Origin of the sequence: Saliphagus sp. GCM10025317 (assembly GCF_042663665.1) — an archaeon.
In the GTDB taxonomy this organism is placed as follows: Archaea; Halobacteriota; Halobacteria; order Halobacteriales; family Natrialbaceae; genus Natronosalvus.
Genome location: NZ_JBHTAQ010000005.1, coordinates 979,584 through 993,203 on the forward strand (window position 1 = coordinate 979,584; position 13,620 = coordinate 993,203).

14 protein-coding genes are annotated in these 13,620 nt (G+C 65.7%); 5 read left to right on the plus strand and 9 right to left on the minus strand.

Annotated features, from left to right (window positions below):
• The first annotated feature begins 60 nt into the window (after positions 1–60).
• A complete protein-coding gene (gene thrS, locus ACFQS4_RS06870) occupies positions 61–2,019 on the plus strand; it encodes a threonine--tRNA ligase (protein WP_497902902.1) in 1,959 nt (652 codons plus the stop codon).
• A 72-nt stretch (positions 2,020–2,091) separates the two neighbouring features.
• Here the strand turns inward: thrS and ACFQS4_RS06875 are convergent, their stop codons facing one another.
• Positions 2,092–2,718 (minus strand): methyltransferase family protein, encoded by a 627-nt coding sequence (locus ACFQS4_RS06875; protein WP_497902903.1) that lies wholly within the window; start codon positions 2,716–2,718, stop codon positions 2,092–2,094.
• 89 nt (positions 2,719–2,807) lie between these two features.
• On the opposite strand from ACFQS4_RS06875, the gene ACFQS4_RS06880 reads away from it, so the two are divergent.
• Both ACFQS4_RS06880 and ACFQS4_RS06885 read left to right on the plus strand, forming a co-directional pair.
• The gene (locus ACFQS4_RS06880; RefSeq protein WP_497902904.1) at positions 2,808–3,479 is read left to right on the plus strand and encodes a helix-turn-helix domain-containing protein; all 672 of its coding nucleotides are present in this window, start codon (positions 2,808–2,810) and stop codon (positions 3,477–3,479) included.
• A gap of 99 nt (positions 3,480–3,578) precedes the next feature.
• Positions 3,579–4,289: a phosphoribosyltransferase family protein gene (locus ACFQS4_RS06885; protein ID WP_254159958.1), complete on the plus strand. Its 711-nt coding sequence runs from the start codon at positions 3,579–3,581 to the stop codon at positions 4,287–4,289.
• A 141-nt stretch (positions 4,290–4,430) separates the two neighbouring features.
• On the opposite strand, the gene cdd is transcribed toward ACFQS4_RS06885, so the two are convergent.
• The gene (gene cdd / locus ACFQS4_RS06890; RefSeq protein WP_497902905.1) at positions 4,431–4,823 is read right to left on the minus strand and encodes a cytidine deaminase; all 393 of its coding nucleotides are present in this window, start codon (positions 4,821–4,823) and stop codon (positions 4,431–4,433) included.
• A gap of 126 nt (positions 4,824–4,949) precedes the next feature.
• Between cdd and ACFQS4_RS06895 the strand changes: the two genes are divergently transcribed.
• Positions 4,950–5,297 carry a winged helix-turn-helix domain-containing protein gene (locus ACFQS4_RS06895; protein WP_497902906.1) on the plus strand — a complete coding sequence of 116 codons (348 nt, stop codon included), beginning with the start codon at positions 4,950–4,952 and terminating at the stop codon, positions 5,295–5,297.
• A 48-nt stretch (positions 5,298–5,345) separates the two neighbouring features.
• Here ACFQS4_RS06895 and ACFQS4_RS06900 read toward each other — a convergent pair whose 3' ends face one another.
• Positions 5,346–6,731 (minus strand): phosphohexomutase domain-containing protein, encoded by a 1,386-nt coding sequence (locus ACFQS4_RS06900; RefSeq protein WP_497902907.1) that lies wholly within the window; start codon positions 6,729–6,731, stop codon positions 5,346–5,348.
• A 153-nt stretch (positions 6,732–6,884) separates the two neighbouring features.
• Between ACFQS4_RS06900 and ACFQS4_RS06905 the strand changes: the two genes are divergently transcribed.
• The gene (locus ACFQS4_RS06905; RefSeq protein WP_497902908.1) at positions 6,885–7,091 is read left to right on the plus strand and encodes a DUF2196 domain-containing protein; all 207 of its coding nucleotides are present in this window, start codon (positions 6,885–6,887) and stop codon (positions 7,089–7,091) included.
• 67 nt (positions 7,092–7,158) lie between these two features.
• Here ACFQS4_RS06905 and ACFQS4_RS06910 read toward each other — a convergent pair whose 3' ends face one another.
• The 6 genes from ACFQS4_RS06910 to ACFQS4_RS06935 all read right to left on the minus strand — a co-directional run bounded on the left by ACFQS4_RS06910 (position 7,159) and on the right by ACFQS4_RS06935 (position 13,474).
• A complete protein-coding gene (locus ACFQS4_RS06910; RefSeq protein ID WP_497902909.1) occupies positions 7,159–7,335 on the minus strand; it encodes a DUF8066 domain-containing protein in 177 nt (58 codons plus the stop codon).
• A gap of 138 nt (positions 7,336–7,473) precedes the next feature.
• The gene (locus ACFQS4_RS06915) at positions 7,474–8,445 is read right to left on the minus strand and encodes a phosphotransferase enzyme family protein (RefSeq protein ID WP_497902910.1); all 972 of its coding nucleotides are present in this window, start codon (positions 8,443–8,445) and stop codon (positions 7,474–7,476) included.
• Positions 8,446–8,628: 183 nt separating this feature from the next.
• Complete coding sequence (locus tag ACFQS4_RS06920) at positions 8,629–9,261, minus strand: phosphoribosyltransferase (RefSeq protein WP_497902911.1); 633 nt, start codon at positions 9,259–9,261, stop codon at positions 8,629–8,631.
• A 29-nt stretch (positions 9,262–9,290) separates the two neighbouring features.
• Positions 9,291–10,526: an ABC transporter permease gene (locus ACFQS4_RS06925; RefSeq protein WP_497902912.1), complete on the minus strand. Its 1,236-nt coding sequence runs from the start codon at positions 10,524–10,526 to the stop codon at positions 9,291–9,293.
• Positions 10,523–11,278 carry an ABC transporter ATP-binding protein gene (locus tag ACFQS4_RS06930; RefSeq protein WP_497902913.1) on the minus strand — a complete coding sequence of 252 codons (756 nt, stop codon included), beginning with the start codon at positions 11,276–11,278 and terminating at the stop codon, positions 10,523–10,525. The genes ACFQS4_RS06925 and ACFQS4_RS06930 overlap by 4 nt, the downstream gene beginning before the upstream one ends.
• 120 nt (positions 11,279–11,398) lie before the next feature.
• Positions 11,399–13,474 (minus strand): right-handed parallel beta-helix repeat-containing protein, encoded by a 2,076-nt coding sequence (locus ACFQS4_RS06935; protein WP_497902914.1) that lies wholly within the window; start codon positions 13,472–13,474, stop codon positions 11,399–11,401.
• Between the last annotated feature and the right edge of the window lie 146 nt (positions 13,475–13,620).

The window sequence follows — 13,620 nt, forward strand, 5'->3', positions numbered from 1 at the left end:
TCCCCGAAGACACCGTCCGAACGCATCCACTCGATAGCGACACCCACATACAGATCCACCATGGCAAACTCAGAATCCGAATCCGAATCCGCACAGTCACCGATCAGCGTCGTCCTCCCCGACGGCTCCGAACTCGAGGTCTCCCCCGACGCCACCGTCGAGGACTGCGCCTACGAGATCGGGCCTGGCCTCGGCCGCGACACGGTCGCCGGCAAACTCGACGGCGAACTCGTCGCCAAGGAGGCCCCCGTCTACGACGAGGCGCGACTCGAGATTGTCACTGACCAGTCCGACGAGTACCTCGACGTCCTCCGTCACTCCGCGGCCCACTGTCTGGCCCAGGCTGTCGAGCGCCACTTCGACGACGTGAAACTCGCCATCGGCCCGCCAACGGAGGAGGGCTTCTACTACGACTTCGACGACCTCGAGGTCGACGAGAGCGACTTCTCGGCACTCGAGGCCGAGATCGAGGACATCATCGAGGCCGACTACGACATCGAGCGCGAGGAAGTCTCGGTCGCGGAGGCCGAGGACCGACTGGCCGACGAATCGTACAAACTCGAGTTGCTCGACGAATTGGCCGAAGAGGGCGAACAGGTTACCTTCTACAGCCAGGGCGAGTGGGAGGACCTCTGTGCCGGCCCGCACCTCGAGTCGACGGGCGAGATCGGCGTCGTCAAACTGCTCGAGATCGCGGGCGCCTACTGGCGCGGCAACGAGGAGAACCCGATGCAGACCCGGATCTACGGGACGGCCTTCGAGGACGAGTCCGATCTAGAGGACTACCTCGAGCGCCGTGAGGAGGCCAAAGAGCGCGATCACCGCAAAATCGGCAACGAGATGGACCTGTTCTCGATCCAGGACGTGACGGGTCCCGGGCTTCCCCTCTATCACCCGCCGGGGAAGACGATCCTGCGGGAACTCGAGGGCTTCGTCGAGGACCTGAACGAAGACGCGGGCTACGACTACGTCGAGACGCCCCACGTGTTCAAGACGGACCTCTGGCACAAGTCCGGCCACTACGAGAACTACGAGGACGACATGTTCATCTTCGACGTGGGCGACGACGAGTTCGGCCTGAAGCCGATGAACTGTCCTGGCCACGCCGCCATCTTCCAGGACCACTCCTGGAGTTACCGCGACCTGCCGATCCGGTACGCCGAGAACGGCAAAGTGTATCGGAAAGAACAGCGCGGCGAACTCTCCGGCCTCTCGCGAGTCTGGGCGTTCACGATCGACGACGGCCACCTGTTCGTCCGCCCCGATCAGATCGAGCGCGAGGTCGAGCAAATCATGGACGTCATCGACGAGGTACTCTCGACGTTCGACCTCGAGTACGAGGTCGCGCTCGCGACGCGCCCAGAGAAGAGCGTGGGGAGCGACGAGATCTGGGATAAAGCGGAGGCCCAACTCGAGTCCGTCCTCGAGAAACGAAACGTGGACTACGACCTCGAGGCCGGCGACGGCGCGTTCTACGGCCCGAAGATCGACTACGCCTTTGAGGACGCCATCGGTCGCCACTGGGACGGCCCGACGGTCCAACTGGACTTCAACATGCCCGATCGCTTCGACCTCGACTACGTCGGCGAGGACAACGAGGCCCACGAGCCGGTCATGATCCACCGGGCGCTCTACGGCAGTTACGAGCGCTTCTTCATGATGCTCATCGAGCACTACGAAGGGAACTTCCCGTTCTGGCTCGCTCCCGAGCAGGTGCGCGTCCTGCCCATCTCCGACGACAACCTCGGCTACGCCCACCGCGTCGCCAACGAGTTCGGCGACTTCCGCACGGAGGTCGACCACCGGGACAGCACCCTCGAGCGCAAGATCCGTGCGGCTCACGACGACCGCGTCCCCTACCAGATCATCGTCGGTGACAACGAGGAAGAAGCTGGGAACATCTCGGTCCGTGACCGCTTCGAGGACCAGGAGTACGACGTCGAAATCGACGAATTCCGGGCGCACCTCGAGGCCGAGCGCGACGAGAAACGGTCGGCGCCGGACTTTCTCGCGGAGTAGGTCTCCGACGGGTCGCCCCGCATCTTCTCGGGTCTCGATGCGCCTCGAGTCCGATCAGGTCGCCGAATTTGATCAGGTCACTGAATCCGAGTTGCTTCGGTCGCTCGAGAGCCGCCGAAACGTTCGAACGCCGACGAAGCGTGGCGTCGAGGCGGCGTACCGCTCGTAGGCCTCGCCGTACTGCTCGCGGAGCCACGGCTCCTCGGCCAGCGGCAGGAGGAGCCACCAGCAGACGTACAGGGCGCAGAGCGCCGACACGAGCGCGGAGTTCGCCAGCAGCGCGAATCCGACCGTAGCGACGAGGTAGGCGACGTACTGCGGGTTCCTCGAGTAGCGGTACCAGCCGCCGGTTCGCAACTCGCCCGTCAGGCCAACGGTCTCCTCGCTTCCCAGATCGCGTCCTGCGGCGAGTGCGGCGACGAAGCTGGGGACGAAGAGCACGAGGCCGGCGACGAGCGTCGGCGTTCGCGGGAGGCCCAGGCTGTTCCAATCGAGGACGGCTACCGCGAGCAGAAATACGGAAAACGTCTGCGCGAGCGTCCACTGGGCGTAAAACCGCCAGTCGCGCTCGCCGGGCGGCCAGTAGTCGGCGCGACCGGCGATCGTCGCGAGCACACCGACGAAATTGAGCGACAACGCGCTCGCGGCGACGACGAACGCGAGTCGTTCCGGTGCGTCGAGCGGAATCCAATCGACCATGGTCGTCGGTTGCGCCGCGGGTTCGATCGGCGTTATCACGAATTGACTAGTGTATTTATACCTATCTGGCCGCTCGAGACGAACCAGCCGTGAAGACACTCTCCGTGGCACTCTCCCAGCCCGACTGGATGCTCCACCCGATGCAGCGATTCATCAGGGACGGCGACGCCGTTCGCTACGAGGAACTCCAGGCCTGGAACGTCGACGCTCGCCAGGACGGCCTCGAGTACGAACTCTTCTACGTCGAGGCCGACCGCGAGCCCTACGAGGAGGCGCTCGAGTCCACGGAATCGATCCGGTGGTGCGATCTGACGCCGATCGACGACGACTCGTTTTACCTCTACGTCTGCCAGGAGACGCGCGAGGAGGACGTCCGCTGGCGCGAGGCGTTCGCCGCGCTCGACCTCGTCGTGGTCCCGCCGATCACCTACGACGAATCTGCGGATTTCGGAATGACCGTCGTCGGCACGGGCGAGAACTTGCAGGCGATGCTCGAGGGTCTACCCGAGTCCATCGACGTCACCGTTCGCTCGATCGGCGAGTATGACCGTCGCTACGCCCCCATCGCGGACGCGCTCACCGACCGCCAGCTCGAGGCCGTCGCCGCGGGCGTCGACGTCGGTTACTTCGAGGTGCCCCGCGAGGCCGGCATCGCGGCCGTCGCCAGGGAACTGGGCTGTGCCTCGAGCACGGCGTCGCGCCTGCTCCAGCGAGCCCAGGCCCGCCTCGCGCGGCGGCTGGTGGCCCGGTATCACCGGTAGCCGGATCGCGCCCTCGAGGCCGATTTACCCACGCATGTGGTGGTCTCTCGCGAACATACCGATCGAAATATACATACTTGTGGAATCGTGCTTACACGCATGAACCGAGCCGAAAAAGCCGCGCTCCAGCTGCGAGCGGTCGACGTGTTGCGAATGCTCAAGGAAACCCGGACGTACGACGAACTCGCCGAAGCGACCGGCCTGCCGGCGGGCGACCTCAACCGTTACGTCAACGGACACGTACTCCCCGGTACCGAACGCGCCCGCGAGGTGGTCGAGGAGGTCGGTCGCGAGGCGCTGGCGGCCGAACTCGAGGCCCGCATCCAGGTCGACTCGGAAGGGTACGTCGACAACTCCGGGGCCGTCTTCGACCAGCCGTTTCTCGACCTCGCCGCGCCCGTCGTGGCCGACGCCTTCGACTTCGAGCGCCCCGACGTCGTGCTGACGGCCGCCACCGACGGCATCACGCTGGCCGCCTCGCTCGCCAGCTACTACGGAACCCGCTGTGCGTACGCGAAGAAACGCAAGGAGACTGCCGTCGAGGACTTCTTCGAGGCTCGCGAACGCCTCGAGTCGGGCATCGAACTCACCTACTACCTGCCCGCGGCCGCGATCGACCCGGACGACTCCGTCCTGGTCGTCGACGACCTGATCCGGTCCGGCGAGACCCAGGAACTGCTCCTGGACATCGTGGAAACGGCGGGGGCGGAGGTCGCCGGGGTCTTCGCGCTCATCGCTGCTGGAAGCGACGGCATCGAGCGTGCTGAGGGTCGCACGGAGGCGCCGGTCGGGTCGTTGACGACGGTTTGAGGTTGGTTTTCGCTCTCGTCGTCTCTATCTCCTCCACTCTCGCTCTCGTCTCCCCGCTCTCACCCTCTCTCTCTCTTTGCCCTCCTTTCGCTCTCAATCTTGCTTCCCCCTCACTCGACCCACGCTTTCACCTCACTCGCCTCACTCGAGCATCTCTTCGGTGATCGTGTTCGGCAGGAGCTCCCCGAGGGTGTACTCACTGGGCGGGTCGTCGTCGCCCTCGTCACAGTAGACGACGAGGTCGTCGTCAGCGAACTCCGCAAGCGTCTGGCGGCACATCCCACAGGGGGTGACGCCGTCGCGACGACCCGAACTGACGGCGAGTCGGGCAAAGTCGCGATGGCCGTTCTTGACGGCTTCAGCGATGGCGACCTCCTCGGCGTGGAGGCTGTTGCTGTAGTTCGCGTTCTCGAGGTTACAACCGACGAAGACCTCGCCGTCGACCGTCTCGAGCGCCGCGCCGACGGGGTACTTGGAGTAGGGAACGTGGGCTCGAGATTGGACGTCGCGGGCGGCCTCGATGAGTGAATCCATAGCTGTGGCCCACGATTCGGCGGGGAGGTATCAAAGCGTTTCGTCGGGATACGAACGCCTGCCAGCGTTTCCCACCGAGTGGGAGCCACTGGCGGGAGGTATGTGATCACAGGGTGACGATTACGTATGAGCCAGGTAGTATCCGACGGACATCCGTGCGGTATCAGCGACAGGGAGGGTGGCTGCAATCCCGAGCGTATCGTCTCCCTCCTCTCCGAGGACACCGCTCGCGAGCTGTATCGCTACGCGGACGGTCCGACGATCGTCAGCGAGTTCGCTGAGGCGCTCGAGCTACCGCTCAACACGACCTATCGAACCGTCTCCCGACTCGAGGACGCCGGACTGTTGCGCTCGGTGAGTCGGACCGACCCAGCGAAGTACGTCCGCGCGGCCGACCACGTCTCAGTGAGCTACGACGACCCGATCAGGATCACGTGCGTGCGTGGTGGATTGTCGCTGTACTGCGATCTGTAGACTCGGTCGCCAGCGTCTTTTTCCTGTACCGGACGCCCCACGGCCGGGTTACCGGTGGTCGGCCACCGCCGACTCGATTACCTCACGCGCGTCCGAGACGAGCGCGTCGACGTCGTCGCTCTCGGCGTACAGGCGGACGTAGGGTTCAGTGCCGCTCGGGCGGACAAGCAGCCACGAGGCGTCGGGAAACTCGAGGCGGACCCCGTAGTCAGTGTCGACTGCCGCCTCGTCGAACGCCGCCGGCAGCGTCGACTCGAGGGTCGCCATCGCGGGGCCTTTCGCGGACTCCGGGCAATCGACCGAGACCTTGCGGTAGGGTCGTTCGGTGACGGGGTCGCGCAGGGCCTCGAGCGACCCGGCCTCGAGGGTGAGCGCGCCGACGACGGCCGCGCTTGTGACGCCGTCGATCCAGCCGCCGGAGGCGGTGTGGATGTGTTTCCAGGGTTCGGCGGCGAAGACGACTTCGGTGTCCCCCGCGGTACCGTCTCCGGCAGCCGCTGCCTCGACCCGGGCAATTCCCTCGTGGAGCGAGCCCAGTCGAACTCGCTCGACGCGGCCGCCGGCCTCACGAACGCGCTCGTCGATTCTGGCGGAGGCGTTGGGCGTCGTGACGACGACCGGGTCGTCTGCGTCGCTCGTTTCGGCGTAGTGGGCGGCGACGACCGCCAGGATCGTGTCCTCGTGGACGACCTCGCCGTCGCCGTTCAGGACGACGAGTCGGTCGGCGTCCCCGTCGTGGGCGAGCCCCAGGTGGAACGAGCCCTCGGCCAGGAACGCCGAAAAGTCCGTCAGCGTCTCCGCGGTGGGCTTGCTCTCCCGGGCGGGGAAGTGGCCGTCGACGGTCGCGTTGATCGCCACCACGTCGGCGCCGAGGATATCGAGCACCTGCGGGGTCGCCAGCGCGCCGACGCCGTTGCCGCAGTCGACGGCGACCGACAGACCCGCGAGCGGGCGGTCGTCCTCGGCGGGGAACCGCTCTCGGACGTAGTCCACCACGGCTCGCCGGTACCCCTCGAGGACGTCGCCGCGTCGCGGTTTCCCCCACTCGTCCCACGGGGCGAGGTCGGGCGTTTCGACGACCGATTCGATCGCCTTCTCGGCCTCGCGGTCGTACTCGACGCCGTCGACGAACAGTTTGATCCCGTTGTCGGCGGGCGGGTTGTGACTCGCCGTGATCATGACGCCGCGACGCCCCTGTGAGGCGAACGCGAGCGCGGGCGTCGGCACCTGGCCGACGCGTTCGACGTTCGATCCGGCGCTCTCGAGGCCGGCCTCGAGCGCGGCAGCCAGTGCGGGGCCGGTCTCCCGGCCGTCCCGACCGACGACGAAGGATTCGCCCGGCGAGCCAGCGGCCTGGCCGACCGCGAGCGCGAGCGACGGCGTCACCGTGTCGGCGACGGGGCCGCGAATACCGGCGGTTCCAAAGAGGGTCATGCGGGTGTGTTGCTCGAGGAGGTACTTAGCGACACCGTCTCGAGGAGTTTCGTCGGCTGGCGTCGATACCGTTACGAACCCCGCCGTCCTCTCCTCTCCTTCGGCGCGACTGCAGGCATCACGCTTTTTGACGTCACCGATGGACCCTCGAGCATGTCCAACGAACGCCCGCAGGCGACCGAGCTCAGACAGGGAATGACCGTCCGGATCGTGCAGGGAGACCAGGACGTCCAGTCGACCGACCAGGAGCCGATCGTCGGCGAGATCGGCACCGTCATCGGCGACGACCCGGATGGACCAGAAGTCGAGCTAAAGAACGGGGCCGTAGGACACGTCCTCGAGGTCGTGGCCGACACGTAGAATTGACGACCCCATCGAAACCAGGCTTTCGGGCACCAACGACGGACCGTTCGTCGAGCCGTCGGTATCAGAGGGACAGTTCCTCGATTGCCCGCACGAATCTCCACAGGAGGTATACGAGGAAGACCGCTACCGTGTAGCCGAACCAGAGCAGTATCTCCTGTGACCACAGTACCGAGGCCGCCATCACAGCAAAAAGTATCAAGCCGAGTAACGCTATTTCGTACGTATTCTGTCTCCCCATCGTTCCCTCAACTATTCATTTGGAACACTAATAATTTCCTATATAAACCTGGTTTCATGACGTTACTCCCACCGCCGTTTCGCTAGCCGTTCGACAGCCGGAGTGGATTCACTGGGCCCTCGGGAGTCGACGGTCCGTTCACGCCCAGGCACGCTCGAGTTCCGCGAGCGTCGCTTCGATCTCGTTCTCGAGAAACGTCGCCATGTCGTGGGTTTCGTCGTCGATACCTCGCTGGGTGTGCAACGAATCGAGGTGCGAGACGGCGACGAAGGCGCGGTACGCTGGCGCTCGAGCCTCGAACCCGCTCGAGAGAGGGCGTACCGACTCGTATCCGTCCCGAAAGACGGCTTCCGCGTCCTCGGGCGTCTCCCACCGGGGACCGTGAAAAAGCGGGATCGCGGCTCGCCAGTAGTCCCACTCGCCGTCGCCGACGAGGGCGTGTTCGAAGTCGATGACGCACGACGGGTCGCCGGCGCGGACGGAGACGTGTTCGGGGGTGAACCAGCCGTGGAGCAGCGACGACTGTCGACGATCAGCGTCGTTGAACCGCAGCGAGTGACGCGCGAGGAACGCTCGCGCGTCGTCGACGACCGTTGCGTACCCCGTACCCGAGACGGCGTCTTCGTACACCGCGAGCAGGTCGTCGAGCGCGTCGCTCCACGTTGCGTCGACCGGGGAATCGACTGCGAGATCGGCGTCCGGCCCCGTCGGGTCCCCGTCGACCGTCAGGAGTCCCGGTCGGTCGAACGTCGCCGCCTCGCGGAGTCGCGCGAGGGTTCGGCCGGCGGCCCGAAGCCACTCGGGCTCGAGTCGACACGTCGCCGGGGGATCCGCGGGAGCGTCGTCCCGGTAGGCGGCCACGAATCCACCGGCTCCGACGGCGAGAACCGTCGGAACGGGAACGTCGGTTTCACGGCTTACGTGCCGGAGCACGCGACCCTCGACCGCGGCGTTCGCGCGGGGGCCGCGATCGACTTTCACCACCGCTCGCCGGCCGTCGACGCTGACCTCGTAGACGGCGTGCGGTGGAACGGCGTGGATGACGTCGAGCACCCGGTACGTCGCTGCGGTCGACTCGAGCAGATCGTGGCCGTGCTGCGGGAGTTCCATCTGTGGGACTTCCTCGTTTCCGTACGGAAGAAGGGCTGACGATACCGTTCACTGTTTCCGCAAGACCTGTCCGTATTTACGTGGTATTCGGGAGCGAGCGATTAGCTCTCCTCGGTCTCGAAACGATCGATTCTCGTGCGGTATCTCGTTTTTCGTCCGTCGACTCGAGTGACGGCTGGGTCGCTACCGATCCAGATACGCCATCGCCTCCTCGTCGCTCACCTGGTTGAACCGGCGGTAGAACTGACCGACCGCGCGAAAGCCTGCCGGCGTCTGGAGTGCGACGACCGCGTCGGCTTCGTCTTCGAGGTTGGAAATCGAATCCGGCGAGCCGACGGGAACAGCGAGGGTGACGTGGGCCGCACCCGCCTCACGTACTTGGCGCAGACAGGCGATGGCCGTCGCCCCCGTTGCGACCCCGTCGTCGACCACGACGACGCGCTTTCCCTCGAGGTCGGGAAGCGTTCCTGCCTCGCCCTCGTCGCGGTAGCGAGCCGCCTTCGTCGCCGCGTTTTCGGCTTCCTGCTCGCGCACGTCCTCGAGATAGTCCTCGGAGACCGAGAGGTGCTCGACGAGCGAGTCGTTGAGCCAGACCGCGCCGTCGCTCGCGACGGCCCCGATGGCGAGTTCGGGGTTCGACGGCGCTCCCATCTTTCGCGCGACGACGACGTCGAGTTCGGCTTCGAGCGCGTCGGCTACCGGTCGGGCGATGGGAAGGGCTCCACGCGGAATGCCGAGGACGACGTCGGCCTCGACGCCCCGTCGTTCGAGTTCGGTGGCGACCTGGTTCCCGGCGTCGGCTCTGTCCGCGAACATGGATACCGGTACGGGCTCGAGTGACTTGGTTATTCGCGGCGGAGCGCCTCGATCGGATCGACCCTGGCCGCCCGCCAGGCGGGGTAGAGCCCGGACAGCACGCCGACGCCAACGCCGACTGCGACCGCGATGGCAATCCACTCGAGCGGGTACACCATCGGCCACCCGAGAACCGAGACGGCCAGGTAGCCGACTCCGACGCCGAGGGCGACGCCGAAGACCGCGCCGACGGCGCCGAGAATCACCGACTCGACGAGGAACAGCTGGACGATATCCCGTTTTCGGGCACCGACAGCCTTCATGATCCCGATCTCGCGGGTTCGTTCGGTCACGCTGACGATCATGATGTTGGCGATGCCAATCGAGCCGACGACCAGCGAGATGGCGGCAATGCCGCCGATGAAGACCGTGAGCTGGTCGATGATGCCGGTCACCTGATCGATCGCGTCCTGGATCGTCTGCACCTCGATCCGGTCGCCGTCGTTCTTGAGTTCTCGTGCGTCCGAGTCGCTCTCGAAGTACTCGACGACGTCGTCCTGGACGGAGTCGACGGTCTCGAGCCCGCTCGCCTGGACCTCGAGCGTCGGATAGGCCCGCTCCATCGTTCCGCGGGGCGTCTCGACCGTGACGTTGTAGTGGGACTCGAGGGGCAGGTAGACTGCGGGCTGAACGGGTTGCCCCGTGAGGTCCTCATCGACGACGCCGACGACAGTGACGGTGGTCCGCGAGCCGTCCTCGAGGGCAACGGTGAGCTCATCTCCGACCGTCACGTTCTCCTCGAACAGTTGCGCGGCACCGGTGTTGACGACGGCCTCGTCGCCCCCGGTGAAAGTCTCGCCCTCGGTGAGCGTGTACAGGTCGTCGTCCTCGAATCGCTCCCCGCTGGTCGCGATGGCCGTGAAACCGCCGGTGACGCGGTCGTCCCCGCGGGTTAACTGGACGGCCGAGAGGTCCCCGAGCGGCGCGACGTAGGCGACGTCGTCCATGGACTCGATGGTCTCGACGTCGGTTTCGGTGTAGATCGGCGAGTCGACGATCATGATGCCGGTGCCCGCCTCCGGCGAGGTCTGGGTCTGGACCTGCATGATTGGCGCGTTCTCCTCGCCGACGTCGCCGAGGATGTCGTCGGTGAACGCGCCCCCGAGGATCATGAACGTGATGACCGAGGCGATGCCGATGATGACGCCGAGGGTGGTCAGCGTCGAGCGAAGTTTGTGCCCGGCTATCGACCGCCAACTGATGCGGAAGCTCTCCCGGAGGTTCATCGATCTCCCTCCGCGCCATCGGTGCCGGACGGCTGGCCATCGAGGTGCTCGATCTCGTCGATTCGGCCGTCGACGAGGTGGACGATCCGGTCGGCGTGTTCAGCGACCGATCGCTCGTGGGTCACCATGAGAATCGTCCGGCCGGCCTCGTTGAGGGCGTGAAAGAGGGCCATGATCTCGGCCCCCGTCTCGGTGTCGAGGTTTCCAGTCGGCTCGTCCGCGAGGACGAGCGCGGGTTCGTTCGCGAGCGCGCGGGCGATGGCGACCCGCTGGCGCTGGCCGCCCGATAACTCGTTTGGCGCGTGGTCGAGTCGATCGCCGAGGTCGACCCGCTCGAGCAGCGAGCGCGCCCAATCTCGCCGGCTCTCGTCGACGGCGTCGTGAAACACCATCGGGAGGGTGACGTTCTCGGCAGCGGTCAGCCGGGGCATGAGATTGAACGTCTGGAAGACGAACCCGATTTCGGTGCCTCGAAGTCGTGCGCGCTCGGTTCCGGCGAGCTCCGCGACGGACGTTCCGTCGATTTCGACGGTTCCCTCGTCCGGCGTGTCCAGGCAACCGAGCAGGTTCATCAGCGTACTCTTCCCCGACCCGCTCGGCCCCATGACGGCCGTGAACGACCCCTCGGGGAGCGCGAGGGAGACGCCGTCGAGGGCGTGGACGGGTTCGCCCAGATGGTACGTCCGACGTACGTCGGTCGCGGCGACGACCGGACCGGAGTCCTGATCGACGGGCGCTTCGGGCATAGACATGCGCCCAGGTTGTCATCTACGACGTATTATACTATTGATCTGTCTCCGTAGAATTAGAACGGCCCTCGTTTCGTTCGATCCGCATCGCGTCGTGAGGTACCGCCGAATCGCCGAACTGGTTTACTGGTCCCGAGCGTTGTAGACGACGTCGACCTCGGCGTCGCCGAGTAGCGTGAAGTCCTCGAGGTCGCCGTCGAACCAGTAGGCGTCGAGCCAGTTGCCGACGGCGCCGCGGACGGTACGGTCCTCGAGCAGGTCGCCCTCGTCGACCGAGGCGTTTCGATAGTCGGCCTTGCGAACGCACCCGTCCACCTGGAGGGAGTACGTCGACGGACCATCGGCGTTCGTCCCGTCAACGACGAACACGTGGGGGAGGAGTTCGTCGTCGCCGGTCTCGTCGGGATCGACCGTCTCGTCGTTGAATCGAACCGCCGCCGCACCGTCGGTGAAGGTCACGTCGGTGAGTGCGCCGGAGAACCGGTATCGCTGGGTGCCGTCGAGGATCGAACTCTGGACGGTCGTCCCCGAGCGGACCGTTACCTCGTCGTCGTCGTTGCCTTCGTACGCGATCGTTCCCTCGACCGTGACCTCGTAGCTCGCGGGTTCGCCGGTGCCCTCGATCTCGAGGACGTTCGGCAGGTCCTCGCCGTACTCGCCGGGGTCGACTTCCTCGCCGTTGAGGGAAACGGCACCGGGGCCGTCGACGGTCAGCTGCTCGAGGTCGCCGTCGAAGCGGAACGCGTCCTTCCAGTTCGCGACGGTTCCGTGGACGTGACCGTCCGTAATTGCGTCGGCGTCGTCGATCGTCGCCCCCTCGTAATTCGACGGGACGACCTCGCCGTCGACGACGAACTCGTAGCGGGTGACGTCCGCGTCCGCGCCCTCGACGAGGAGCACGTTCTCGAGACTGTCGTCGAACTCGCTGGGATCGATCTCGACGCCGTTGACGCGAACCGCGGCGTCCCCGTCGAGCTGGAGGCTCTCGAGTTCGCCGTCGAAGCGGTAGGCGTCGAGGTAGTTCGCGACGACGCCCTCGGCGCTCGATCCGTCGACCGTCGATTCCTCGTCGATCGTCGCCCCCTCGTCCGTGGACGACTCGAGGTCGCCGGTCACGGTGAACGCGTAGTCGGTGGTCGCCGTGGACGCGTCGCGACCGTCGAAGACGATGACGTTGGGGAGGTCCGCCGGCTCCGCCGAGTCGCGCTGGTCGGTCGCGCGTTCGATCCGACTCTCACCGCTGTTCGCGTTTCCCGACGCGGCCGCCTCCGCGCTAGTGGGACAGCCCTCGGGGACGACGTCTTCGGGCGACGTGCCGTTGCCCGACTCGAGGTCGATCGAGCCTCCTGCTCGTCTGAAGCCCCCGCTGTAGCCGGTGTCGTACTGCGTGTTCACCATCCGAACGGTGGAGGAGCCGCCGTTGGCGCCGACGACGACGGAGTAGTGACGGCCGTTCATCGCGAGGTTGCAGTCTTCCACGACGACGTCGCCGGGTGCCCAGGCCCAGATGCCGCGGCCGTCTTTGTGCGCGCCCGTGTTCACGGCCGTGCAGTTCGTGACCGTCCCCTCGCCGAGTCGGAAGTGCGATACCCAGGAGTCCCGGGAGTAACAGTTCGAGATGTCGACCGTTCCGCCGGCGCCGTTGTATCCCGGCGCGGAGCAGTAAAACGAGTTGTCGCCCATCTCCGAAATGTTGACCCGATCGATCTCGATGTGGCCGCTGTGCTGGGGGGCGACCCACAGACCGACGCCGTGGCGGTGGCCGTCCGTCGCGCCGTCGCCCAGGTAGACGTTCTCGATTCTGGAGGTGCCACCCTGACGATCGGAGACGCCGAAGGCGGCGTTCTCGCTCGTGACGCGGCCCTCGATCCCTACGTTTCGGATCGTCCAGTTCGTGCCGTGGGCGGCGATAGTGACCGTTGCCCCGTCGGCGGTGACGTCGACGAGCGTGTTCTCGAGCGTCTCGTTCGACTCGACACGGATTACTTCACGTTGTCCTGCGGGGACCGTGACCACGTCGTAGTCGGCCGCCGCAGCGTTGCCGGTGGCGGCGGCGAGTGCCGGACCCGCCACCGCGCTCGCGGACGCGAGCTTGAGGTAGCTTCGTCGATCGAGTAACGTGGTATTACCGTCTCGCGGGACGTTCCCGTCGTGTCCCGCAGCCGAATCGTCGTCCAGTACCGAAGAGTCGCGTGCCATGCGTTCGGGTAATGCGAGGATACTGGTTTAAATCTTCCGTAGATAGAATCGATTGAATTTACAGAGAATAACAGGAATCGGAACGTACCCTTTCGAAAGCAAGAACGATTACTCACAATAGTTTATACGATCGACGGCGCAACGGA

Bases quoted from the DNA above. Each gene is read 5' to 3' on its own strand.
- thrS (WP_497902902.1), top strand. From the start codon at position 61: ATGGCAAACTCAGAATCCGAATCCGAATCCGCACAGTCACCGATCAGC.
- ACFQS4_RS06875 (WP_497902903.1), bottom strand. From the start codon at position 2,718: ATGGTCGATTGGATTCCGCTCGACGCACCGGAACGACTCGCGTTCGTC.
- ACFQS4_RS06885 (WP_254159958.1), top strand. From the start codon at position 3,579: ATGAACCGAGCCGAAAAAGCCGCGCTCCAGCTGCGAGCGGTCGACGTG.
- cdd (WP_497902905.1), bottom strand. From the start codon at position 4,823: ATGGATTCACTCATCGAGGCCGCCCGCGACGTCCAATCTCGAGCCCAC.
- ACFQS4_RS06895 (WP_497902906.1), top strand. From the start codon at position 4,950: ATGAGCCAGGTAGTATCCGACGGACATCCGTGCGGTATCAGCGACAGG.
- ACFQS4_RS06900 (WP_497902907.1), bottom strand. From the start codon at position 6,731: ATGACCCTCTTTGGAACCGCCGGTATTCGCGGCCCCGTCGCCGACACG.
- ACFQS4_RS06905 (WP_497902908.1), top strand. From the start codon at position 6,885: ATGTCCAACGAACGCCCGCAGGCGACCGAGCTCAGACAGGGAATGACC.
- ACFQS4_RS06910 (WP_497902909.1), bottom strand. From the start codon at position 7,335: ATGGGGAGACAGAATACGTACGAAATAGCGTTACTCGGCTTGATACTT.
- ACFQS4_RS06915 (WP_497902910.1), bottom strand. From the start codon at position 8,445: ATGGAACTCCCGCAGCACGGCCACGATCTGCTCGAGTCGACCGCAGCG.
- ACFQS4_RS06920 (WP_497902911.1), bottom strand. From the start codon at position 9,261: ATGTTCGCGGACAGAGCCGACGCCGGGAACCAGGTCGCCACCGAACTC.
- ACFQS4_RS06925 (WP_497902912.1), bottom strand. From the start codon at position 10,526: ATGAACCTCCGGGAGAGCTTCCGCATCAGTTGGCGGTCGATAGCCGGG.
- ACFQS4_RS06930 (WP_497902913.1), bottom strand. From the start codon at position 11,278: ATGTCTATGCCCGAAGCGCCCGTCGATCAGGACTCCGGTCCGGTCGTC.
- ACFQS4_RS06935 (WP_497902914.1), bottom strand. From the start codon at position 13,474: ATGGCACGCGACTCTTCGGTACTGGACGACGATTCGGCTGCGGGACAC.